This is a genomic window from Anaeromassilibacillus sp. SJQ-5 (assembly GCF_054108045.1).
In genome coordinates this window covers 2,287,101-2,311,462 of the sequence record NZ_JBPJWQ010000001.1, presented here as the reverse complement: position 1 = coordinate 2,311,462, position 24,362 = coordinate 2,287,101, and the positions used below count along the sequence as shown (strand labels likewise).

Sequence of the window (24,362 nt, the reverse complement as noted above, 5' to 3'; positions counted from 1 at the left end):
AGGGGGACTACATATGCGACCGAAAGGACTGGTAGTTTCCATGCAGCATTACGTGGAGTTTCCCAATTTGGGATGGAAAATCCCCATCTCGCCCGATCTTATCAGCATCGGGCCCGTTACCATCAAATGGTACGGCGTCATCATTGCCGTGGGGTTCCTGCTGGCCATGATTTACGCGCTCAAGCGGGCCAAGGAGTTCGACCTGAACCCCGATCGCATGATCGACGTGGTGCTGGTGTCCGCGCTGTTCGCCTTTGTGGGCGCGCGGCTGTATTACGTGGTGTTTTCCGAGGATCGGGCGCAGTTCTTCAGCGATCCCATCACCATTCTGCAGGTATGGAACGGGGGCCTGGCCATTTACGGCGGGGTGATTTTCGCGTTCCTGACCGCGCTGTGGATGTGCCGGGTGCGCAAGGTGAACACCCTGGCCATGTTCGACATCGCGTCTCTGGGCTTTCTCATCGGCCAGAGTATTGGCCGCTGGGGCAATTTCGTCAACCAAGAGGCCTTCGGCGGCAACACCAACCTGCCCTGGGCCATGACCGGCGACATCATCAAGCAGGGCGTCGTGGGCGGCGGATACGATCCGGATTTGCCGGTGCATCCCACCTTCCTGTATGAATCCCTTTGGTGCCTGGTCGGCCTGGTGCTGCTGCATGTGGTATCCAAGAAGGCGTACCGGTTCAAGGGCCAGATTTTCGCCATGTATATCGGCTGGTACGGGCTGGGCCGGTTCTGGATCGAGGGGCTGCGCACCGACAGCCTGATGCTGGGCACCATGCGGATTTCCCAGGTGGTGGCGGTGCTGGCCGTTCTGGGAGGCATCGCGCTGTTCTTTATCTTTAAAAACGTGGCCGCCCAGTCCCCCAAGGATTTGTTCGAGGAGAGCCTGGAGCTGGCCGAGGAAGCGGCGGAAGAGGCCGCCAGGGAAACGGAAGAGGGCGCGCAGGACGCCGAGGCTGGAGGCGAGCCGGCCGAAACGGCGGGCGAGGACGCGCCTCAGGCCGCCGGCGAAGACGAGGCCGTGACGGAGGAGCCGGCGCCGGACGGGACGGAAGAAACGCCCGCCCAGGAAACGGCCCCGGACGGGGAAAGCGACACGGACAAACAGGTCTGAAATCCGGCCGCGGCGGTGCGTACCGCCGCGGCCGGAACGCGTGCCTGTGGGAAGATAAAGAAATGGGGAATGGAACATGGCGACCATCATTGACGGAAAAGCGATTGCGGCGGCGGTGCGGGCCGATGTGGCGTCCGACGTGGCGGCGCTGAAGGAGAAGGGGATCGTCCCGGGCCTGGCGGTCATCATCGTGGGCAGCGATCCGGCCTCTCGCGTCTATGTCAACAACAAGAAAAAGGCCTGCGCCGAGGCGGGGATTTATTCGGAGGAATTCGCCCTGCCGGAGGACACCACCCAGGACGAACTGCTCGCGCTGGTGGAAAGCCTGAACAACCGCAGCGACATCAACGGCATCCTCTGCCAGCTGCCGCTGCCGGCCCATCTGGAGGAGAAGGCGGTCATCGAGGCCATTTCCCTGCGCAAGGATGTGGACGCTTTTCACGCGGCCAACGTGGGGCATATCATGATCGGCGATTATCACTTCCTACCCTGTACGCCGGCGGGCGTGATGGAGCTGCTCCACCGCACCGGTGTGGAGGTGGCGGGCAAAAACTGCGTGGTGGTCGGGCGGAGCAACATCGTGGGCAAGCCCATGGCCATGCTGCTGCTGCACGAAAATGGCACGGTGACCATCTGTCACTCTAAGACCCAGGATTTGCAGGGCATCTGCCGGAACGCCGACATTCTGGTGGCGGCGGTGGGGCGGCCGAAGTTCATCACCGCCGACATGGTCAAGCCGGGCGCGGCGGTCATCGACGTGGGGATGAACCGGGACGAAAACGGCAAGCTGTGCGGCGACGTGGACTATGCCGCGGTGGAGCCGGTGGCGGGCTGCATCACCCCGGTGCCCGGGGGCGTGGGGCCCATGACCATCGCCATGCTGCTGAAAAACACCGTCATGGCGGCCAAGCTGCAGAACGCGCTGCTGATGGGGAAATAAGCATTCCGTACAGGCCGACCGGCGCCGCCGGGCGGCCTGTTTTGGGGATGCGCGCCCTTGAAAAGACGGGCGGAGAGCCAAAAATTCACAGAGAATTTCCGTTTTCCGCTTTACACTGGGCGCGGACTATAGTAAAATAGAACGCAAGAAAATAGCGGGACGGCGGGCGGGCGCAACACCCCGCCTTTGCTCTGCCCGGGATGCGCGCCGACGGCGCGGGGAGGTTGACAATGGAACCGAAGTATAAACGGATTCTGCTCAAGCTGAGCGGAGAGGCCATGGCGGGAAGCAACGGACAGGGGCTGGATTTTGACACGGTGCTGCGCATCTGCGGCGCGGTCAAGAAATGCGCCGACATGGGGGTGCAAATAGGCATTGTCGTGGGCGGCGGCAACTTCTGGCGGGGCCGGTCGAGCGGGAAAATGGATCGCACCCGCGCCGATCACATGGGGATGCTGGCCACCACCATCAACGCGCTGGCCCTGGCCGACGCGCTCGAGCAGCTGGACTGCGACGTGCGGGTGCAGACCGCCATTGCCATGAACCAGGTGGCCGAGCCGTACATCCGCAACCGGGCCATGCGGCATCTGGAAAAGGGCCGGGTGGTCATCTTCGGCTGCGGCACCGGCAATCCGTTCTTCTCTACCGACACGGCGTCCGCCCTGCGGGCCGCCGAAATCGAGGCGGACATCATCTTCAAGGCCAGCATGGTGGACGGCGTGTATGACAGCGATCCGAAGAAGAACCCGGACGCCGTCAAGTTCGACAGGCTGAGTTTCCTGGACGTGCTCAACAAGGATCTCAAGGTGATGGATTCCACCGCCGCCACCCTCTGCAAGGACAATGAAATCCCGATTTTGGTGTTCAATCTGGAGGAACCGGAAAATATTGTGCGCGCTGTGCGCGGCGAGACCATCGGCACGATTGTGGAATAAGTTTTCTGCCTCATCCCATACTACAGAAAAGGAGATGCCCATCCCATGAAAGAAGTGTTTGAAGCCGCCGAGACCAAGATGAACAAGACCGTCAACGCGCTGATAAACGAATACGCCGCCATCCGCGCGGGCCGCGCCAATCCGGCGATCCTCGACAAAATTGCGGTGGATTACTACGGCGTGCCCACGCCGGTCAACCAGATGGCGGCCGTGTCGGTGCCCGACGCCCGCACCATTCTCATCGCCCCGTGGGACAAATCCACCCTCAAGGCCATCGAAAAGGCCATCCAGACCTCCGACATCGGCCTCAACCCTCAGAACGACGGCTCCAGCCTGCGCCTGAATTTCCCGCCGCTGACCGAGGAGCGCCGCAAGGAGCTGGTCAAGGGCGTGTACAAGTACGCCGAGGAGGCGAAAGTGTCTGTGCGCTCGGTGCGCCGGGACGCGATGGAAAAGCTCAAGGACATGAAGAAAAAGGCGGAAATCACCGAGGACGATCTGAAAAACGCCGAGAAAAAAATGCAGGACTTGACCGATAAGTTCTGCAAGGAGATCGACGTCACCGCCTCCAAAAAGGACAAGGAAATCATGGAAATCTGATAGAGGTTTCGTCAGGGGTATTGCAGAACCCGCCGTTCTGCAATACCCCGATTTCCAATCGGACGCCGGGAAAAACGGCCGGCAGGAGGGTACGGATGCGCTGGTTTCAGAGAAAAAAACCGATTCCTCCCGTGGAGGACGTGCATATTCCCCGGCATGTGGGGATTATTATGGATGGGAACGGTCGTTGGGCGAAGAAGCGGGGGCTGCCCCGCCAGGCTGGACACGTCACCGGCGCCCAGGTGTTCCGGAAAATCACCAAATACTGCGAGAAGAAGGGCGTCGGGTATCTGACGGTCTACGCCTTCTCCACCGAAAACTGGAGGCGGCCTGCCGAAGAGGTGGACGCCATCATGAACCTGTTCCGTGACTACCTCAAGGAATCCCTGCGGGATTTTAAGAACGAAAACATCCGCACCCGCTTTATCGGCGACAGGGAGCCGCTCGCGCCTGACATCCGCCGGCTCATCGAGGAGGCGGAGGCTTCCACCGCCCATAAAGACGGGATGGTTTTGAATATCGCCATCAATTACGGCGGCCGGCAGGAGATTGTCCAGGCCGCCCGCCGGCTGGCCGAGGACGTCCGGCAGGGCCGCCTGAACCCCGAGGACGTTACCGAGGAGCGGCTGTCCGACCGGATGTACACCGCCGGCCAGCCCGACCCGGATCTCATTCTGCGGCCCAGCGGTGAATTCCGCTTGTCCAATTTTCTCATTTGGCAGTCCGCCTACGCGGAATATGTTTTTATGGATATTCTGTGGCCGGACTTCACCTCGAGGGATTTGGACGAGGCTTTTGCCGAATACGCGCGGCGGCACCGCCGTTTTGGAGGAGTTTGATTCATGAAATCCCGGATAATCACCGGCGTCGTGGGCGGCGGGCTGCTTCTGGCGATATTGCTGCTGTGCCCCGATATCTGCCTCAATATCGCCTTTGTGCTGGTCTGCGCCCTGGCGATGTACGAGGTGCTGATTGTCACCCGGTTTGTGGAGCACAAGGGTCTGATGGCCGCGGCGGTGGCTTTTTCCATGCTGACCCCGTTTTTCCTGGAAACCACCAGCCGATATCCGGCGTTTATTGTGATTTTGCTGTTTGTGCTGGGGCTGGCGTTCGTGCAGGTGCTGTATCACGAGACTCTGCGGGTGGAGCGCACCGGCTTTGTCTTTTTTGTCTCCATCATCGTGCCCATCGCCCTGTCCTGCACCCCGTATTTGCAGACCCTCTCCCGGGTGCACGGCCGGTTTTATGTATTTCTCGCGTTCATCATCCCTTGGATGTGCGATATCGGGGCCTATTTTGTGGGCACCTTCCTGGGCAAGCATAAGATGTGTCCGAAAATCAGCCCCAAAAAGACGGTGGAGGGCCTAGTGGGCGGCATCGTCATTTCCGTGGCCGCCAGCGTGCTGGCCGCCTGGCTGTACCAGGTGCTGCATCTGACCCCCAACCAGCTCGGCACTGTCAGCCTCTGGCAGGTGGGGCTGCTGGCCCTGGTGCTCTCGCCCCTGTCGGTGATGGGCGATTTGTTCGCCTCCATCATCAAGCGGCAGAGCCAGGTCAAGGACTTCGGCCATATCATGCCGGGACACGGCGGCATCATGGATCGCTTTGACAGCATGATTTTCGTCTCGCCGGTTCTGTTTGTCGTGCTGCGTTTCCTGCCGCTGATTTACTAGAGAAGATTCGAAAACACGGACGTCTGCGGGAGGAATAGGTATGGCGGATACAAAATCGCTGGTGCTGCTCGGCTCCACCGGCTCCATCGGGGTGCAGGCCCTGGAGGTGGCGCAGGGGGCCGGCTATCGCGTCGCCGCCCTGGCCGCCGGCAGCCGGGTGGAGCCTTTTGAGGAACAGATTCGCCGGTACCGGCCGGCGGCGGCGGCCATGTTTGACGAGAAGGCAGCGGCCGACCTAAAGGTGCGGGTGCGGGATCTGCCGGTGCGGATAACGGCCGGCATGGAGGGCCTGTGCGAGCTGGCGGCCTTGCCGGAGGCTGACATGGTGCTCAACGCGGTGGTGGGCATGGTGGGGCTGCTGCCCACCCTGGCCGCCGTACGGGCGGGGCACGACGTCGCCCTGGCCAATAAGGAAACCTTGGTGGCCGGCGGCGCGCTGGTCATGGACGCCGTCGCCCGCCGAGGAGTGAAGCTTCTGCCGGTGGACAGCGAACATTCCGCCATATTCCAATGCCTGCAGGGCCGGCCGCCCCGGGAACGGGCCCTGAAGCGCCTGATCCTTACCGCCTCCGGCGGCCCCTTTTTCGGCAAAAGCGCCGCCGAACTGGAACGGGTGACGGTGCAGGACGCTCTGCGGCATCCCAACTGGAGTATGGGGGCGAAAATCACCATCGATTCCGCCACCATGATGAACAAGGGGCTGGAGCTCATCGAGGCCCGGTGGCTGTTCGACGTGGACCCTAAGGACATCGACATCGTGGTGCACCGGGAGAGCGTGGTGCATTCCCTGATTGAATACACCGATCATTCGGTCATCGCCCAGTTGGGGGTGCCGGATATGCGCATCCCCATCCAGTACGCGCTGACCTGGCCGGAACGGCTTCCCTCGCCGGTGCCCCGGCTGGATTTGGCCGCGTACCAGAAGCTGACCTTCTTTGCGCCGGACTACGAGACCTTCCCTTGCATGACCTACTGCCGGGAAGCTATCACCCGGGGCGGGCTGTATCCGGCGGCGGTCAACGCCGCCAACGAGGAGGCGGTGGCCCTGTTCCTGACCGGGCGGATAGGCTTTACCGCCATTCCCCGGCTGGTGGCCTCCGCCCTCGATCTCACGCTGCCGGCGGGGGACACGGCCGAGGCTGTGCTGGAGGCCGATCGCCATGTGCGGGAGATTGTCCGGGCCGCGGTATAAACCGGGAAACAGGCGGCGGACAGTTCCCTCATCGAACGAAATGGAGCGGATATTTTGGGCGTATTGATGATGATTTTCAAGATACTGGCCGCGATTTTCGTGTTCGGTATCATCATTCTGGTGCACGAGCTGGGGCATTTTCTCATGTGCAAGCTGATGGGCGTGCGGGTCAACGAATTCGCCATCGGCATGGGTCCCAAGCTGCTGTCCTTCGGCAAGAAGGAGACGGCGTATACCCTGCGGCTGTTCCCCATCGGCGGCTTCTGCGCCATGGAAGGGGAGGACGAGGGCGCGCCCACCCCCAGCGCTATCGGCGGCAACGCCGACCGGGCGGAGGACGACGGCGGCGAACCAGCCCTTCCGGACGAGGAGGAAGTCCCCGCCGAGCCGGATCCCCGCGCCTTTCCCAACAAAAAGGTGTGGCGGCGCATCCTCATCGTGGTGGCGGGCGCGGCCATGAACCTGGTGCTGGGCTATGTGCTGCTGGTGGCGTATTACGGCATCTTCACGGTGCCGGACGCATCGGGGAAGGCACGTTTTTCCAGCACCATCATCGCCTCCCTGCCCGAGACGGCGGTCAGCTATCAGACCGGCCTGCGTCCGGGGGATGAGATCGTCAAAATCGACGGCAAACGCACCGTCACCGATTCCGACATCGTCATGATCATGCAGAGCGACGAGGACGGCATCATGGACATGACCGTCCGGCGTGCGGTGGACGGGAAGAAGAAAACCGTGCTGCTCAAGGGCGTCCAGTTCCAGCTGGAGGTGGGGGAGAACGGAAAAAACCGGCTGATATACGACTTTAAGGTGCTGGGCATCGAGAAGACGGTATGGTCTACCCTCGTCCAGGCTGGAAAAATGGAGTATTCGGTGGCCACCATGATATGGCGCAGCCTGGGGGATCTCATCACCGGCAAGTACGGCATCAACGACCTATCCGGCCCGGTGGGAACCATGGACATCATCGGGGACGCGGTGGCCGGGGCCAACACCAGCGAGGGGATGATGACCCTCATCATGCTGGTGGTGATGATCACGGTCAACGTCGGCATATTCAACCTGCTGCCCCTGCCCGCTCTGGACGGCGGCCGCCTGATTTTCCTGCTGTTTGAAGGGATATTCCGCCGGCCGGTGCCCGCGAAGTATGAGGGCATGGTGCATTTTATCGGCCTGATGCTGCTGTTGCTGCTGATGGTGGTGGTCACCTTCAGCGACATCTGGAAAATCGTCGCCGGGTAATGCCGCGCCGGGCGCGGCGCACTCGTGAAAAGAAATGGGGCAGGATTATGAACGCGATCTCGCCAAAAGCCCTGGAGGAATTGGAACACAACCTGGCCCTGCTGGCCCAGGCCGGCGTCCGGCCGGCGCAGGAGGATTTCCCCACCCGGTATCTGGGCAAGTGGGGGGAGGACGCGGCTGGCAACCTGCACGCGCTGCTCATGGAGCTGGGGGACAGCGATGAAACGCCGGATGGTCCGCGGCCTGTCGGCCGGGGGATCTACTGGCTGGACGCGGAGTGCGTGGACAACGAGATGGCCTATGTCGACATTGTGTCGCGGCTGGGCGCGCTGGTGGCCGACAGGGCGCAGGTGACGGACATCGCGGCCCGGTACGAGGACGGCTATGTCACCCTGTCCTTCCAGTTCAACGGCAAGCCCTACCGCCTGCGCATGGAGCAGCAGAACGACTGGATTAACCCGGCGCTGCTGCTGTTCTTCGCCTCCTGCCTGAAGGAAAATTTTATTTTCGGCCATCTGTTCATCGCTGTGCCCGACCAATGCTTTTTCCTCTTTTTCGGCGCGGATAAACAGGCGGAGCGGCTCGGCGAGCTGACCGGGCTGGTGTTTGAAAAACTGTAAACCGCCGCGGGGCTGCGGCGGAGAAATGAGGCTGCCGATGAAACGGCGCGTGTGTAAAACCGTATATGTGGGACAGGTGCCGGTAGGCGGCGGCGCGCCGGTTACCGTCCAGTCCATGCTGAACACCCCGGCCCACGACATTCCGGCCAGTGTGGAGCAGGCCCGGCGGCTGCAGGCCGCGGGCTGCGATATCATCCGTGCCGCTGTGCCGGATAGGGAGGCGGTGCCTCTCATCGCCGCCCTCAAGGAGGCGGTGAGCATCCCGGTGGTAGCGGATATCCACTTCGACTATCGCCTGGCGCTGGAAGCGGCGGCGGCGGGGGTGGACAAGATCCGCATCAACCCGGGCAACATCGGGGACGAGAGCCGGGTCAAGGCGGTGGCCGATGCCTGCCGGCAGCGGCGGATTCCCATCCGTATCGGGGTGAACGCCGGCTCTCTGGAGAAGGAGATACTGGCAAAGTACGGCCATCCCACGGCCGAGGCCATGCGGGACAGCGCGCTGTATCACGCGTCCCTGCTGGAAAAATTCGATTTCGACGATATTATCCTGTCCATCAAATCCTCCGACGTGCCCACCATGGTGCGTGCCTACCAGCTGACGGCGGAGGCCTGCCCCTATCCCCTGCATGTGGGGGTCACGGAGGCGGGCACCGAACGGATGGGACTGATAAAATCGGCGGCCGGTATCGGCGCACTGCTGCTCCAGGGAATTGGAGACACCATCCGGGTTTCCCTGACCGCCGACCCGGCGCGGGAGGTGGAGGCGGGCGTCGACCTGCTGCGGGGGATCGGGCTGCGGAAAAACGAGCCCATGCTGGTGTCCTGCCCCACCTGCGGGCGCACGAGCATCGACCTTATCGGCATCGCCGGACAGGTGGAGGAGCGGCTGCGCGCCGTCCACAAGCCGATTACCGTGGCGGTGATGGGCTGCGTGGTCAACGGGCCGGGAGAGGCCCGGGAGGCCGACGTGGGCCTGGCGGGCGGAAAGGGCAAGGCCGTCCTGTTCAAAAAGGGCGAAATCATCCGCACCGTGTCCGAGGAGGACGCGGTGGAGGAGCTGATGAAGGAAATCGAGCGGCTGTAAGCGGGCCGGGGAGGGAAGCCGGATGGACTTTACGGATTATTACGAAATACTGGAGGTCAGCCGGAACTCCTCCGATGAAATCATCAAGGCGGCTTACCGCACCATGTGCAAGAAATACCACCCGGACACCTTCACCGGTCCCCGGGCGGTAGCGGAGGAGCGCATCCGCAAAATCAACGAGGCCTATCAGGTGCTGGGCCATCCGGCGGACAAGCGCCGGTACGACGCCCTGTATGATCAGCGGCGCAAGACGGTGGCCCGGCTATCCTCCGCGTCGCCCAGGCGGGAGGCGCCGAAGGGCGGTCATTCAGCCGGGAACTCCAGGGGAAAGAGGGACAAACACACCCGGCGGATTTTTCTCACCACCTTTTTCATCACGCTGGGAGTGGCCGGCGTCGGGCTGCTGCTGTTGCTGGCGGTCACCCGGCTGCTGGGATAGACGGACATACGCCGCTTGCGGAAAGGACTAGGAACGCACCATGTCAAGCCCTTTGTTTGAAAACATATTCGGAACCTATCTGACCGACCGGCAGCTGCTGGCGGAGTTCACCGGCGCGCAGGTGGAGAGCCTGCAGCTCAGCCGCGCGAGCCGCTTCATGAGCGCTACCCTGGTGTGCGGCCGGTTTATCGAAATCGAGAAAATTGACGCCGCCGAAAAAGCTCTTTCGGCGGCTTTGTCGCTGCGTGGGGTGGAGCTGACCCCCCGGTACCCGGCGGACAGCCTGTCGGTGGCCTGCTTCCCCACTATCGTCGCCTTTCTGCGCCGGCGGAGCGCGGCGGTCAACGGCACCTTTGACGACGCCGTGTGCCGCATCGAGGGCGATCGCCTGACCGTCAGCCTGAGGCATGGATGCCTCAACATCCTGCGGGCCACCAAAACCGACGCCCTGCTCGCCGAGATGCTGCGCACCCTCTTCTCCCGGCGGATGGAGCTGCAGTTTGAGGGGGACGAAGGGGTTGACACCGCCGACGAGCATTATCAGCAGATGATGGCCAAGGCGGAGGAGGAAGCGGCGGCCAGCGCCCGGGCCCAGGCGGAAGCGTTCCGGCAGGCGGAGGTTCCCGCCCCCACGGCAGCCCCCAAAGGAGAGGCGCCGAGGCCCCGCAAGCCGGTGGACCCCGCCCGCCCGCCGGTCAGCGGCCTGCCCATTTATCTGGAGACCGCGCAGATGGTGTTCGGCCCTCCCATCCGAGAAAAAACCGCGCCGCTGAACACCCTGGAGGCCGACGGCAGCTGGGTGACGGTCTGGGGCGAGGTGTTTTCCTACGAAACCCGGGACAACCGGGACGGCACCAAGACCCGGCACACCTTCAACATCACGGACAACACCAGCTCCATCACCATCAGCATCTGGGCGGACAACAAGCGGGATAAGGACAAGCTGGCCGCCCTGGAAGCGGTCAAGCCCGGGGTATGCGTGCTGGTGAGCGGCAAATACGATTACGACGAATACGCCAAGAACAACATTCTGCGGCCCAAGTCCATCGCCGTGGTGGCCAAATACGTCAAGCAGGACAATGAGCCGGAGAAGCGGGTCGAGCTGCACCTGCACACCAAGATGTCGGCCATGGACGGCGTTTCGGAGGCGGGGGATCTGGTGGCGCGGGCCGCCTCCTGGGGACACAAGGCGATCGCCATCACCGACCACGGGGTGGCCCAGGCCTTTCCCGACGCCATGAACGCCGCCGCCAAGTGCAAAAAGAAGGGCCAGGATATCAAGGTCATCTACGGGGTGGAGGCCTATTACGTCAACGACAGCATCCCCGTGGTTTCCGGCAGCGCCGCGGAGAGTCTGGACGGGGAGTTCATCGTTTTCGACATCGAGACCACCGGCCTGTCCGCCGCCAAGGAGCGGATCACCGAAATCGGCGCGGTGCGCATGAAGAACGGCGAGGTGCTGGACAGCTTCGACACCTTCGTCAATCCCGGCATGCCCATCCCGGCCAAGATCACCGAGCTGACCGGGATCACCGACGAGATGGTGAAGGACGCCCCGGGGGAGAAGGAGGGGCTGCAGAGATTCTACGATTTCTGTGGGGAATCGACGGTGCTGGTGGCCCATAACGCCGGCTTCGACACCGGGTTCATCAAGGTGGCGGCCGCCCGCTGCGGCATGCCGTACCCCTTTACCTCCATCGACACGGTGCCCATCTGCCGGGCGTTGTACCCCCATCTGAAGAACCATAAGCTGGACACGGTGGCGAATTATCTCAAGCTGCCGCCCTTCAACCATCATCGGGCCTGCGACGATGCCAAGGTGCTGGCTGACATCTTCATCCACCTGATCAAGGACATGAAGGAAACCAAGGGCATCGAGGCGGTGGACGGCATCAACACCCTGCTGTCCGGCGTGGATCTCAAAAAGGTCAAGCCCTATCACCTGATTATTCTGGCCAAGAACCTGGCGGGGCTGAAAAACCTCTACCGCTTGATTTCCTGGTCCCATCTACATAATTTCTACCGCAAGCCCCGCATCACCAAGACCAAGCTGAACGAGCTGCGGGAAGGCTTAATCATCGGCAGCGCCTGTGAGCAGGGGGAACTGTTCCGGGCCATCCTGGACGGCAAGCCATGGGGCGAGTTGTGCGACATCGCCAGGTTCTACGATTTTCTGGAGATCCAACCGCTTGGCAACAACGCCTTTATGGTGCGGGAGGGGATTGCCAAGGATGAGCAGCAGCTGCAGGAGTTCAACCGCACCATCGTCCGCCTGGGCGAGAAGCTGAACATCCCGGTGTGCGCCACCTGCGACGTCCACTTCATGGATCCGGAGGACGAGATGTATCGCCGGATCCTTATGGCGGGGCAGGGGTTCACCGACGCGGACAACCAGGCGCCGCTGTACCTGCGCACCACCGGCGAGATGCTGGCGGAGTTCCAGTATCTCGGCAAGGAGAAGGCCTATGAGGTGGTGGTGACCAACACCAACGCCATTGCCGACCGGGTGGAAAACATCCGCCCGATCCCCCTGGGCACCTTCCCGCCCCATATCGACGGGGCGGATCAGCAGCTGCAGGACATCACCTGGGGCCGGGCCAAGGAGCTTTACGGCGATCCGGTGCCGGAAATTGTGGCCAGCCGTCTGGACAGGGAGCTGACCTCCATCATCAAGCACGGGTTCGCCGTGCTGTACATGATTGCCCAGAAGCTGGTGCACAACTCGGTGGAGAACGGGTACCTGGTGGGCTCCCGAGGCTCCGTCGGCTCCTCCTTCGTCGCGCATATGGCGGGAATTTCGGAGGTCAACCCTCTGGCCCCCCATTACGTGTGCAAGAAATGCAAGTATTCCGAGTTTTTCACCGACGGCTCGGTAGGCTCCGGCTTCGATTTGCCGGACAAGCTCTGCCCGAACTGCGGCGAACCGCTGGGACGGGACGGCCATGAAATCCCCTTCGAGACCTTCCTGGGTTTCGACGGCGACAAGGCCCCCGATATCGATTTGAACTTTGCGAGCGAATACCAGTTCTACGCCCATCGGTACACCGAGACCCTGTTCGGCACCGATCACGTGTTCAAGGCCGGCACCATCTCCACCGTGGCGGACAAGACGGCCTTCGGCTATGTGAAAAAATACGCGGAGGAGCGAGGGATCACCTACGGCAACGCGGAGCTGACCCGGCTGTCCATCGGCTGCACCGGCATCAAGCGCACCACCGGGCAGCATCCCGGCGGCATGGTGGTCGTGCCCAACGATTACGAGGCGGAGGATTTCTGCCCGGTGCAGCACCCGGCCGACGATCCCAACTCGGAAATCATCACCACCCACTTCGACTTCCATTCCATCCACGATACCATCCTGAAGCTGGACAACCTGGGGCACGTCATCCCCACCATCTACAAGTATCTGGAGGAATACACTGGCATCAGCGTCATGGACGTCAACATGTCCGATCCGGAGGTGTACAAGCTGTTCACCTCCCCCGAACCGCTGGGCGTTACCCGGGAGGACATCGAATGCGACACCGGCACCCTGTCCATCCCGGAAATGGGCACCCCCTTTGTGCGTCAGATGCTGCTGGACTGTAATCCCAAGACCTTCGCCGACCTGCTGCAAATTTCCGGCCTCTCCCACGGCACCGACGTGTGGCTGGGCAACGCCCAGGAGCTGATTAAGGCGGGCACCTGCACCATCTCCAACGTTATCGGTACCCGGGATAGCATCATGACCTACCTGATGCATAAGGGCCTGCCGCCGAAAATGGCGTTTAAAATCATGGAAATCGTCCGGAAGGGCAACGCCACCAAGCTGCTGAACGAGGAGCATTTCGCCGCCATGAAGGAGCACGGCGTGCCCCAGTGGTACGTGGACTCCTGCATGAAAATCAAATACATGTTCCCCAAGGCCCACGCCGCCGCCTACATCATCGCGGCCCTGCGGGTCGCCTGGTACAAGGTGCATAGGCCCGCGGAATATTACGCGGCCTACTTCACCGGCCGGGGCGAAGATTTCGACGCCGAGCCGGTAACGGGAGGAAAGGCCACGGTCAAGCGGCTGATGGACGACATCCGCATGCGGGGCAAGGAAGCCTCCGCCAAGGAGCAGTCCCAGGCGGAAACGCTTCACGTCATTTACGAGGCCATGCAGCGGGGAATCGAGTTCCTGCCGGTGGACCTGTACAAGTCCCATTCCTACAAATTCCTGATGGAGGACGGAAAAATCCGCCTGCCCTTCAGCGCCGTGAAGGGCTTAGGCGGCGCGGCCGCCCAAGGCCTGATGGACGCGAGGGAGGAAGGCCCCTTCATTTCCTGCGACGATCTGCAGGCCCGCAGCGGCATCACCAAGGCGGTGGTGCAGTCCCTGCGGGATTTGGGGGCCATCGACGGTCTGCCCGAAACCAGCCAGATGACCTTCTTCTGATGGGCCGTTTGCCCAATATTTTCGCGGCTGCGCGCGTCTTCTTGACGGCATAGACGGAAAATCGCCGCGCGTAAAAAAGGAATTGACAGCGGGATACGCGGCATGTTACTATAGTAGCACATTAGCACACTAAAGCGAAAGGGCGTCGGCCTATGAGACAGAACAGACGAATCACCCCGGAGGGCACCCGGGATCTGCTTTTTGAAGAAAGTCTGGCCCGCCGGGAAGCGGAAGGGATGCTGTCGGATCTTTTCGTGGGCCGCGGCTTTTCCGAGGTCATGACCCCCGGCATGGAGTTTTACGACGTGTTCCACGCCGACACCATGGCCATCCCGGCGGAGAGCATGTACAAGTTCGCCGACGCCAAGGGCCGGTTGCTGGTCATGCGCCCCGATTCCACCATGCCCATTGCCCGGTTGGTGGCCACCCGGATGCAGAACGCCCGGCTGCCTATCCGGCTGTATTACGCACAAGATGTGTACCGGTTCCATCACGGCCTGTCCGGCCACTACGACCAGATGTTTCAGGCCGGGGTGGAGCTGATCGGCGCGGCGGGGGAGCGGGCGGATCTCGAGGTGCTGTCCCTGGCGGCCGAGGCGCTGCGGCAAAGCGTGGGGGAGGGGTTCCGGCTGGAAATCGGCCATGTGGGCTTCTTCCAGTCCCTGATGCGGCAGCTGCCGGCGGATGGAGAGACCAAGGACGCCATCCGCACCCTGATTGAAAATAAAAACTACGCGGGGCTGTCCGACGAGCTGGACGCGTTGCCTCCCTCCCAGACGGTGGATGTGCTGCGCCGCCTGCCCCGGCTGTTCGGCGGAGAAGAGGTGCTGAGGGCTGCGGCTTCCCTCTGCCACGACGAGGATACCAAGGAAGCCCTGGCCTGCCTGGCCCGGCTGTACCTGGCGCTGCGCCGGCTGGGGCTGGGCGATCAGGTGATGATCGACCTGGGTCTGGTGCAGGAGAACGAGTATTATACCGGCGTGATTTTCCGGGGCTATATCGAGGGCAGCGGCGACACGGTGGTGTCCGGCGGTCGGTACGACACCCTGCTGCAGCAGTTCGGCTCCCCTCTGCCCGCCACCGGGTTCGGCGTCAACGTGGACTGCCTGACCAAGGCGATGCTGGACAGGGGCGAGGTGGATCCGCCCATGCCGCCGGAAATCCTGGTGCACGCCCGCCCGGGCCATGAGGTGGACGCGCTGCAGAAGGTCAACGAGCTGATCGAGCAGGGGATGCTCTGCGAGTTCAGCGTGTTTGAGGAGCTGCCCCAGTCGATGGATTACGCGCGGGCCAGGAATATCGGCCAGGTCTATGATGTGGGCGACGAGGTGGAAATCCTCGAGATTTAGCGGATGCCATCCGGAAAGGACTTACGATATATGAAACCACTGCGCATTGCGCTGACCAAAGGCCGCCTGGAAAAGGACACGGTGGCGCTGTTCGACCGCATGGGGCTGGACACCTCGGCGGTCAAGGATAAGGGCCGCCGCCTCATCCTCCCGGTGGGGGAGGGCGTGGAGGTGGTGCTCGCCAAGGCGGCGGACGTCATCACCTACGTCGAGCACGGCGTCTGCGACTTGGGGGTGGTGGGCAAGGACACCATCGCCGAAAGCGGCGGCAGCTTTTACGAGATTCTCGATTTGGGCTTCGGCCGCTGCCGGTTCGCTCTGGCCGCGCCGAAGGATAGCGACTTTTTCGCCGGCTACGCCGCCAAGACGGTGGCCTCCAAATATCCGAACGTGTCCCGCGCCTATTTCGGCCGCAAGGGCATGGACGTGCGCATCATCAAAATCGAAGGGTCGGTGGAGCTGGCCCCTCTGCTGGGGCTGGCCGACGGCATTGTCGATATTGTGGAAACCGGCTCCACCCTCCGAGAAAACGGGCTCGCCGTGGTGGAGGATGTGATGCCCATCTCCGCCCGCCTCATTGTCAACATGGCCTGTATGAAGCTGCGGAAAAAGGAAATCGAGGATTTGGTGGAGAAAATGGAGGAACACCTGCGGTAAGGGTGCTTTCCTTGGGAAGGATGGAAACGGATGATACAGATGCAACTGGTTAAGGCGGACGGCAAGGCTGAATATGCCCTGCTCGAGCAGCTGGCCGCCCGCAGCGGCGAGGTGGATCGGCAGGTCACGGCCGCCGTTACCGAGATTCTGGATACCGTCCGGAGGGACGGGGACGCAGCCGTGCGGGAGTATACCCGCCGGTTCGACGGGGTGGACGCCCCGCTGCGGCGCATTTCCCGGCAGGAGCTGGCCGAAATGGCCGCCGGGTGTGAGAAGAAGGTATACGCCGCGCTTCAAAGAGCGGCGGACAATATCCGGGATTTCCATCAGCGGCAGGTGCAGCAGAGCTGGCTGACCACCAAAGAGGACGGCACCATTCTGGGCCAGCGGATCCGGGGACTCTCCCGGGTGGGCGTTTACGTGCCCGGCGGCACGGCGGCGTATCCTTCCTCGGTGCTGATGAACGCCATCCCCGCCCGGATCGCCGGGGTGGAGGAAATCGTCATGGTCACCCCGCCGCCCAAAAACGGGGCTTTTAATGCCGACGTCATGGCCGCCGCGTACATCGCGGGGGTGGACGCGGTTTATCTGTGCGGCGGCGCCCAGGCGGTGGCCGCCCTGGCCTACGGCACGGAAACCATCCCGAAGGTGGACAAAATCGTGGGGCCGGGCAACATCTTCGTGGCCACGGCCAAGCGCCTGACCTATGGGCAGGTGGATATCGACATGATCGCCGGGCCCAGCGAAATCCTGGTGCTGGCCGACGACACCGCCGAGCCGGCCTACCTGGCGGCGGATCTCATGTCCCAGGCGGAGCATGATCGCCTGGCCTCCGCCATCCTGCTCACCCCGTCGGAGGACATCGCCCGCCGCACGCTGGAGGAGCTGGATAAGCAAATCGCCTCCCTTTCCCGGCAGGACATCATCCGCGCCTCCCTGGAAACCTACGGGGCGGTTATCGTCTGCCGGGACATGGACGAGGCGGTAGCCTTCGCCAACCGGCTGGCACCCGAGCACCTGGAAGTGATGTGCGATAACCCCATGGAATACGTGGGACGGCTGGACAACGCCGGTTCCGTATTCCTGGGTAAATATTCCCCCGAACCGCTGGGCGATTATTTCGCCGGGCCCAACCACGTGCTGCCCACCAGCGGCACCGCCCGGTTCTTCTCCCCCCTGTCGGTGGACAGCTTCATCAAGAAATCCAGCTTTATCTATTACAACCGGGCCGCTCTCACCGCGGCCCGGGAGGACATCACCGCCATTGCACGGGCCGAGGGGCTGGACGCCCACGCCCACTCCATCGACGTGCGCTTTGAATAAGGGGGAAACCACCATGGCTTATACGCTGGCGCCGAAAACGGAGGCGCTCACTCCCTACGATCCCGTCGAAGGGGAATACCGCGTCCGCCTGGATGCCAATGAGTCCTTCCTGCTGCCCACCGACGCCGACCGGGAGAAAATGGCCCAGGCGGCTGCCGAAACGGCGCTCAATCGTTATCCCGATCCCCTGGCCACTCGCCTGTGCGAGGCCTTCGCCGCCCGCTATCAGGTGAAGCCTGCGCTGGTCACGGCGGGGAACGGCTCCGACGAACTGATTTCCATCATCCTGTCCACCTTCCTGCAGAAGGGGGAAAAGGTGCTGACCTTGTCACCGGACTTCTCCATGTACGCCTTTTATACCTCCATCACCGAAACCCCCTGCATCACCCTGCCCAAGAAACCGGATATGACAGTGGACGTGACGGCGGTCATCGACACCATCCGACGGGAAGGGGTGCGGCTGCTGATTTTCTCCAACCCCTGCAATCCCACCTCGGTGGGCCTGCCCCGGGACGGCGTGCGCCGGATCCTGCGGGAAACCGACGCCCTGGTGGTGCTGGACGAGGCCTATATGGATTTCTGGGATCAGTCGATGCTGGGGGAAGTGGAGGCGTACGACAACCTGATACTCCTGCGCACCTGCTCCAAGGCCCTGGGGATGGCGGCCCTGCGGGTGGGCTTCGCGGTGGCGAACCCCACGCTGACCGGCGTCATCCGCGCGGCCAAATCCCCGTACAACGTCAACGCCGTCAGCCAGGCCATGGCCGCCGTCGTACTGGAGAACCCGGCCTATCATGAAATTTACCGGGAGCTGCTGCTGGCCTCCCGGGACATGCTGGTGACCGGCCTGAAAGCGCTGGAGGCCGACGGCCTGCTGCAGGTGTACGACAGTTGCACCAACTTCGCGTATCTGCAGGTGCCGGAAGCCAAAGCCCTGTTCGCCGGGCTGGCCGACCGGGGGATCATTGTCCGCCGGTTCGGGGAGGAGCATCTGCGGATTACCGCCGGTACCCAGGCCGAAAACCAGGAGGTGCTGGCCGTCCTGAACTTCCTGCTGCGGCATCCCGATGCTTTGGCAGAATACAAATAGACATAGTGTTTGTCGAATATACGTATCGTATTGTGGCGCATGGGATAATTATTTGTCGAAATGTATAATATAAAGAAGATTATACAAAACGGAATTATATTCTGGGCGGAAAGGGGCGCGGCGGTATGCGCACGGGAAAAGCGGAACGGCTAACCAAGGAGACCACCATTCAGGCAGCGATCTGTCTGGACGGCGGCGACGTGGAGGTTTCCACCGGCATCGGATTTTTTGATCATATGCTGGAGGCCTTCGCGGTGCACGGGGGCTTTGGGCTGAAGCTCCAGACGGTGGGCGACTTGTATGTGGACGGGCACCACACGGTGGAGGATACCGGTATCGTGCTCGGCCGCGCCATGGCGGAAGCCCTGGGCGGCAAAAGCGGCATCGCCCGCTTCGGCAGCTTTTTCGTCCCCATGGACGAGAGCCTGGCCTTCGCGGCCGTGGACGTCAGCGGCCGCCCCTTCCTGGTGTGCGACGCGGTCTTTCCGCAGGAGCGGGTGGGGGAGTTCGACGCCTGCCTGACGCCGGAATTTTTCCGCGCCTTCGCCCAGAATGCGGGGCTGACCCTCCATCTGCGCTGTGAATACGGCGCCAACTCCCATCACATCATCGAGGCCCTGTTCAAGGCGGCGGCCCACGCCCTCCGGCTGGCTGTGGCCCCCAAGGAAGGCACCTTGTCCACCAAGGGCAGCATCGATTAAAAAGGCGGCTCCCGCTACTGTGAGAAAGGACTGGTCACCACTATGCTGATTTTCCCCGCTATCGACATACAGAACCGCCAGTGCGTGCGGCTGGTTAAGGGGGATTTTGCCACCGCCCACCGGGTGGCGGAGGATCCCCTGGCTACCGCGCAAGCCTTCCGGCAGGCCGGGGCGGAGTGGATCCATATGGTGGATTTGGACGGCGCCAAAACCGGCGTGAAAACCAACGCCGATATTTTCAAAGCCGTGGCGAGGGACAGCGGCCTCAAGGTGGAGCTGGGCGGCGGGATCCGGGATATGGCCACCCTCGAGGAATATTTTGCCGCCGGCATCTCCCGCTGCATTCTGGGCTCCGCCGCTCTGAAAAATCCCGATCTGGTGCGGCAGGCCGTCTCCGCCTTCGGAGACAAGGTGGCCGTGGGGATCGACGCGGTGAACGGCATGGTGGCCACCGAGGGGTGGCTGGAGGTTTCCAAGGTACCCTATATCGAGCTGGCCCGCCGGATGGAGGACATGGGGGTGCGCACCCTGGTCTTCACCGACATTTCCAAGGACGGCACCCTGGCGGGGCCCAATCTCGGGCAGCTGGAGGCGCTGAGCCGGGCGGTATCCTGCAACGTCGTCGCCTCGGGCGGGATGCGGGAGCTGGCCGATATCACCGCCCTGAAGGCCATGGGCCTGTACGGCGCCATCTGCGGCAAATCCCTGTACAGCGGCACCCTGGACTTGGCCGCTGCCATCCGGGAAGGGGCCGTCCCGTCGGATCGAATGGGGCTGGAGCGGTTTTTTAAAAAATCCCCCCTCATCCCTTGCGTGGTGCAGGAGGCTTCCACCGGCGATGTCCTGATGCTGGCGTATATGAACCAAGGCGCTTTGGCCCGCACCATCGAGACGGGCACCACCTGGTTCTGGAGCCGATCCCGTCGGGAATATTGGAACAAAGGGGCCACCAGCGGCCATGTGCAGCGGGTGGTGGCCCTGGCCGGAGACTGCGACGACGACACCCTGCTGGTGAAGGTGGAGCAAACGGGGGCGGCCTGTCACACTGGCGCCCATTCCTGCTTTTTCAATTCGTTACTGTAAAGGAGCCGAACCGTTATGAGCGACTGTATCCGCGATGTATACGCCACCATTCTCGACCGGCGGGATAATCCGTCGGAGAACTCCTATACCCGGTATTTGTTTGACCAGGGGATCGATAAAATTCTGAAAAAAGTGGGGGAGGAGTGCGCAGAAACCCTGATTGCGGCGAAAAACGGCCGCAACGACGAAACCGCCGGGGAAATCTGCGATCTCACCTACCACGTGCTGGTGCTGATGGCCCTTCAGGGCATCACGCCGGAGGATCTGGAATCCATTCTCAACGAACGCCACGGCAAGGCGGGCAACCTGAAAACCTTCAAAAAGGTGGATCGCAACAGCTGAGATAACAAGCGGGGCCGGCTAACCGGTTCCGCTTGTTTTTGTAAGGATTTCCAATTGAATTCTTAAGAATCCGGTTCTAAATGAACAGATCCACAAAAACGCCTTGCATTTCGCAGGATTCTGCGTATAATGGGAAGCATACTAGTTAGATTGCTTCATCCCTTACCGAAGGAGGATTCCTCAATGATAAAACGCGTTTGCGCGGGCCTTTCGGCCCTGCTTGTTTTGTCCCTGTCTGCCTGCCGGCCCAAGGATGACACGCCCGCCTCCTCGGCGGCGCCCGCCGCCAGCGGAACCGGCTCCGCCGTCACAACGGCATCGACGACCGGGACCGCACCCGAGACGACGACCGCCGCGCGTCAGGAACCGACCGCCAGCCGGACGAAAACGCCTCTGAAGCCGACGACTGCCGCCACCACAACGGCCGCTACCACCACCGAGCCGCGGACTATAAAGGTCACCATTCCGGAGGGCTACACCCTGGCCAAGACCTTTTTGCTTCTGGAAAGCAAGGGCGTGGCTTCATTCAATGATCTGTTGAAAACGGCGGAAACCTATAATTTCGCCAAGGATTACCCTCTGGTGGCGCAAATCCCCTCGGATCCCAACCGCTGCTACAAGCTGGAGGGATACTTGTTCCCCAGCACCTATGAGTTCTATAAAAACGACAAGCCGGAGGACGCCATCGGCCGGATGCTGCGGGGCAGCAAGGAAAAATATACGGCGGCTATCCAGAATAAGGCCAAGGCCATGGGCCTGACCATGGATCAAATTGTGATCATCGCGTCCCTAATTGAGAAGGAGGGGGCGAAGCCTGCGGAAATGAACAACATCTCCGCCGTGATCCATAATCGTATGCAGAAAAATTGGAAACTGGAGCTGGATTCCACCATCACCTATCTGGAGGGGGCGGTCAAGGGCTTTACGGATCCGAACAAGTGGGACGCTTTCCGCAATAACAACAATACCTATAAATGCACGGGGCTGCCCGCCACCCCCATCTGCAATCCCGGCATGAACGCTATCCAGGCAGCCCTGTCTCCCACGGAGGCCAGCTACCTGTTTTTCTGCTCCGACAAGAAAACCGGCGTCTACTATTACGCCGACACCTACGAGGAACATCAGCAAAATGAGATAAAAGCCGGCCTGCGGGCCGCCTCTTAGATATACAAAAAGGAAGCAGACACCTCGGTGCCTGCTTCCTTTTTGCCTTATTTCACGACGCCCTTTTTCAGGATGATGTTGGCGTAAATGGCGCTTTCGCCGGTCGCCACAATGGCATAGGCCTTTTTGGCCCGTTCATAGAAAGCGAACCGTTCCATTTTTTCGAAGGCATAGTGATCCGGTTCGTACCGGGCGGCCGTGTCGGCGTATACCTGCCAGATCGGCGGAATTTCCGTGTCCCCGCCGGAGAGATCCATCAGGGCCAGCGGCTGTTCCACATAAGGGTCCAGCGGCATCAGCTGCAAAATCGCCTCCAGCACCTCCGGTACGCCGTGGCCGTCGCAGCGCACCAGCCGCTGCGCACAGGAGGCGGCCGGAAAATTGCCGTCGCCGATGACGATTTCATCCCCGTGCCCCATCTCCATCAGGATTTTCAGCAGCTCGGGGGACAGGAGAGAGGGAATACCCTTAAGCATAAGCGCGCTCCTCCCCGCCTGTCAGCGGTACAGCGGGCCGTAGGCCGCGCAGGCGCGATAATCGGCGCCCTCCTTGTCCATGGTGCCGAAGGCCGTCCAGCTGTGGGGCCGGTAAATTTTCTCCTCCGGCACGTTGTGCATGGAGACCGGGATACGCATCATGCTGGCCATGGTGATAAGATCCGCGCCCACGTGGCCGTAGGTCCAGGCCCCATGGTTGGCGCCCCAGTTGGCCATGACGGCATACACGTCGGTGAACGCGCCCTTTCCAGTGAGAATGGGAGCGAACCAGGTGGAGGGCCAGGTGGGATCCGTCCGATCCAGCAGCGTCTTGTTCACTTCGTCGGGCAGGTCGACGGTATAGCCTTCGGCGATTTGCAGCACTGGGCCGATGCCTTCCACCATGTTCAGGCGGGCCATGGTTACCGGCATGGCGCCGGTGGTGCTGAACTGGGAGGAGAACCCGCCGCCCCGGAAGTAGCCCAGATTGGCCGCCGCCCAGCGGGTAGCCTCCAGGCAGGCGTTCGCGTCCGCCTCGGTGATGTCCCAGAAGGGCTTCATGGCCGCCTTGCCGTCGGCGCCCGTTTCCCGGCCAGAGCCGTCCAGGGCCGACGCGCCCGAGTTGATGAGATGCATGAAGCCGTTTTCCGCGCCGTTTACCGGCGTCCAGCCGGTGACCCGCTTGACGGCCTCGGGGCTCCAGTAGGTACGCACGTCAGAGAACACGGTGGCCTGGTTGGTCAGCAGATGGAGGAACAGCATGGCCATGCCGTTGAGGGTGTCGTTTTCGGTGGCGAAGGTCATGGCCTCCCGGATGCCGTTCCAGTCGAAGCTGGAGTTGAGGATAGCCTCCATGAAGTCGCCGTTAGGCTTGTAGTCGGTCCACTGCCGCTGCCCCTGGAAGCCGCCCACGATGGCGTTGCGGCCCAGCGCCTCCTCGTGGAAGCCCATTTCGCCGAGCTTGGGGTTACCCTTCATAATGTCGCGGCAGATGATGGTCATCTTGCAGACGAATTCCCATTCCGCTTCCTTCTGCTCCGGCGTATGAGGCCGCTCGTTGTTGTCGTCCCCGGGCTTGCAGTTGGCCTTGGTCCAGGCCAGGGCCTTCTCGTATTCCTCGTGGTCGTAGATGCCCAGGTCGATGCGGCGGAGGATTTCGCTCATGTCCACCCACTCGGCGCGGATGCCGAAATACTTCTGCATCAAGTCCGGGTTGAGGAAGGAGCCGGCGATACCCATGGCCACCGAGCCGATGCCCACGTAGGCTTTGTTGCGCATGGAGGCCACCGCGACGGCCGCTTTGGCAAAGCGGAGAATTTTCTCCTGCACATCGGCGGGAATGGTGGTGTCGTTCATGTCCTGCACATCGTGGCCGTAGATGCTGAAGGCCGGCAGGCCGCGCTGGGCGTGGGCGGCCATGACGGCGGCCAGATACACCGCGCCGGGCCGTTCGGTGCCGTTGAAGCCCCAGACCGCCTTGATGGTCAGGGGGTCGAGATCCATGGTCTCGCTGCCGTAGCACCAGCAGGGGGTGACGCTCAGGGTCACCGCAACGTTGTTGTTCTTGAATTTCTCGGCGCAGGCCGCGGCTTCCTCACCGCCGCCGATGGTACCGTCGGCGATGACGCACTCCACCTTGTGGCCGTCGGGATGCCGCAGCCGGCTTTCGATAAGCTCCTTGGCGGCCAGGGCCATGCCCATGGTCTGCTCCTCCAGCCCTTCGCGGATGCCGCCCCAGCGGCCGTCAATGACGGGCCGAATGCCGATTTTGACCGTGGTTTTCAAATTCATCCGTCCTTTCTGTCATGTCGATTGCGGGAATACTGCCAACTGTCTGAATTATACTGGATTTATTCCGGGATTTATAGTAGAATACTAAAAGAAATTAGCATAATCTTATCATTTACTTTAG

General features: G+C 61.9%; 22 protein-coding genes. 20 read left to right on the top strand and 2 right to left on the bottom strand.

Features of this window, described 5'->3' with window-relative positions:
- The first annotated feature begins 13 nt into the window (after positions 1–13).
- The 20 genes from lgt (at position 14) to mltG (ending at position 21,974) form a co-directional block, all read left to right on the top strand.
- Positions 14–1,117, top strand: a complete 1,104-nt coding sequence (gene lgt, locus ACSAMM_RS09875) for a prolipoprotein diacylglyceryl transferase (RefSeq protein ID WP_457791222.1) — start codon at positions 14–16, stop codon at positions 1,115–1,117.
- A gap of 76 nt (positions 1,118–1,193) precedes the next feature.
- Complete coding sequence (folD, locus tag ACSAMM_RS09870) at positions 1,194–2,057, top strand: bifunctional methylenetetrahydrofolate dehydrogenase/methenyltetrahydrofolate cyclohydrolase FolD (RefSeq protein ID WP_457791221.1); 864 nt, start codon at positions 1,194–1,196, stop codon at positions 2,055–2,057.
- A 230-nt stretch (positions 2,058–2,287) separates the two neighbouring features.
- Positions 2,288–2,992, top strand: a complete 705-nt coding sequence (pyrH, locus tag ACSAMM_RS09865; protein WP_457791220.1) for a UMP kinase — start codon at positions 2,288–2,290, stop codon at positions 2,990–2,992.
- Between the two features lie 45 nt (positions 2,993–3,037).
- On the top strand, positions 3,038–3,592 hold the full coding sequence (gene frr, locus ACSAMM_RS09860) for a ribosome recycling factor (protein ID WP_178723400.1): 555 nt from the start codon (positions 3,038–3,040) through the stop codon (positions 3,590–3,592).
- 95 nt (positions 3,593–3,687) lie between these two features.
- Entirely contained in the window at positions 3,688–4,431 is a 744-nt protein-coding gene (locus ACSAMM_RS09855) for an isoprenyl transferase (RefSeq protein WP_457791219.1), read from the top strand.
- Between the two features lie 3 nt (positions 4,432–4,434).
- Complete coding sequence (locus tag ACSAMM_RS09850) at positions 4,435–5,265, top strand: phosphatidate cytidylyltransferase (protein WP_178722696.1); 831 nt, start codon at positions 4,435–4,437, stop codon at positions 5,263–5,265.
- A 40-nt stretch (positions 5,266–5,305) separates the two neighbouring features.
- On the top strand, positions 5,306–6,457 hold the full coding sequence (locus ACSAMM_RS09845) for a 1-deoxy-D-xylulose-5-phosphate reductoisomerase (protein WP_457791218.1): 1,152 nt from the start codon (positions 5,306–5,308) through the stop codon (positions 6,455–6,457).
- Positions 6,458–6,511: 54 nt separating this feature from the next.
- Positions 6,512–7,699 (top strand): M50 family metallopeptidase, encoded by a 1,188-nt coding sequence (locus tag ACSAMM_RS09840; protein ID WP_457791217.1) that lies wholly within the window; start codon positions 6,512–6,514, stop codon positions 7,697–7,699.
- A gap of 47 nt (positions 7,700–7,746) precedes the next feature.
- Positions 7,747–8,319 carry a hypothetical protein gene (locus tag ACSAMM_RS09835; protein ID WP_178722692.1) on the top strand — a complete coding sequence of 191 codons (573 nt, stop codon included), beginning with the start codon at positions 7,747–7,749 and terminating at the stop codon, positions 8,317–8,319.
- 37 nt (positions 8,320–8,356) lie between these two features.
- Entirely contained in the window at positions 8,357–9,406 is a 1,050-nt protein-coding gene (gene ispG / locus ACSAMM_RS09830) for a flavodoxin-dependent (E)-4-hydroxy-3-methylbut-2-enyl-diphosphate synthase (protein WP_457791216.1), read from the top strand.
- 22 nt (positions 9,407–9,428) lie between these two features.
- Positions 9,429–9,845 (top strand): J domain-containing protein, encoded by a 417-nt coding sequence (locus ACSAMM_RS09825; protein WP_457791215.1) that lies wholly within the window; start codon positions 9,429–9,431, stop codon positions 9,843–9,845.
- 40 nt (positions 9,846–9,885) lie between these two features.
- Positions 9,886–14,265 (top strand): PolC-type DNA polymerase III, encoded by a 4,380-nt coding sequence (locus tag ACSAMM_RS09820; protein WP_457791214.1) that lies wholly within the window; start codon positions 9,886–9,888, stop codon positions 14,263–14,265.
- 152 nt (positions 14,266–14,417) lie between these two features.
- Entirely contained in the window at positions 14,418–15,614 is a 1,197-nt protein-coding gene (gene hisZ, locus ACSAMM_RS09815) for an ATP phosphoribosyltransferase regulatory subunit (protein ID WP_457791213.1), read from the top strand.
- A gap of 30 nt (positions 15,615–15,644) precedes the next feature.
- Entirely contained in the window at positions 15,645–16,271 is a 627-nt protein-coding gene (gene hisG / locus ACSAMM_RS09810; protein WP_178722682.1) for an ATP phosphoribosyltransferase, read from the top strand.
- Positions 16,272–16,310: 39 nt separating this feature from the next.
- Positions 16,311–17,594 (top strand): histidinol dehydrogenase, encoded by a 1,284-nt coding sequence (hisD, locus tag ACSAMM_RS09805; RefSeq protein WP_457792174.1) that lies wholly within the window; start codon positions 16,311–16,313, stop codon positions 17,592–17,594.
- 13 nt (positions 17,595–17,607) lie between these two features.
- Positions 17,608–18,684, top strand: a complete 1,077-nt coding sequence (locus ACSAMM_RS09800) for a pyridoxal phosphate-dependent aminotransferase (protein WP_457791212.1) — start codon at positions 17,608–17,610, stop codon at positions 18,682–18,684.
- Positions 18,685–18,809: 125 nt separating this feature from the next.
- Entirely contained in the window at positions 18,810–19,385 is a 576-nt protein-coding gene (hisB, locus tag ACSAMM_RS09795) for an imidazoleglycerol-phosphate dehydratase HisB (RefSeq protein ID WP_178725508.1), read from the top strand.
- A 42-nt stretch (positions 19,386–19,427) separates the two neighbouring features.
- A complete protein-coding gene (hisA, locus tag ACSAMM_RS09790; protein WP_178725506.1) occupies positions 19,428–20,468 on the top strand; it encodes a 1-(5-phosphoribosyl)-5-[(5-phosphoribosylamino)methylideneamino]imidazole-4-carboxamide isomerase in 1,041 nt (346 codons plus the stop codon).
- Positions 20,469–20,483: 15 nt separating this feature from the next.
- Positions 20,484–20,810, top strand: coding sequence for a phosphoribosyl-ATP diphosphatase (hisE, locus tag ACSAMM_RS09785; RefSeq protein WP_457791211.1), 327 nt, complete (start codon positions 20,484–20,486; stop codon positions 20,808–20,810).
- A gap of 183 nt (positions 20,811–20,993) precedes the next feature.
- Positions 20,994–21,974: an endolytic transglycosylase MltG gene (gene mltG / locus ACSAMM_RS09780; protein WP_178725502.1), complete on the top strand. Its 981-nt coding sequence runs from the start codon at positions 20,994–20,996 to the stop codon at positions 21,972–21,974.
- A 47-nt stretch (positions 21,975–22,021) separates the two neighbouring features.
- On the opposite strand, the gene ACSAMM_RS09775 is transcribed toward mltG, so the two are convergent.
- Complete coding sequence (locus ACSAMM_RS09775) at positions 22,022–22,450, bottom strand: RbsD/FucU family protein (RefSeq protein ID WP_457791210.1); 429 nt, start codon at positions 22,448–22,450, stop codon at positions 22,022–22,024.
- A 21-nt stretch (positions 22,451–22,471) separates the two neighbouring features.
- Entirely contained in the window at positions 22,472–24,241 is a 1,770-nt protein-coding gene (locus tag ACSAMM_RS09770) for an L-fucose isomerase (protein WP_457791209.1), read from the bottom strand.
- Positions 24,242–24,362 lie beyond the last annotated feature (121 nt).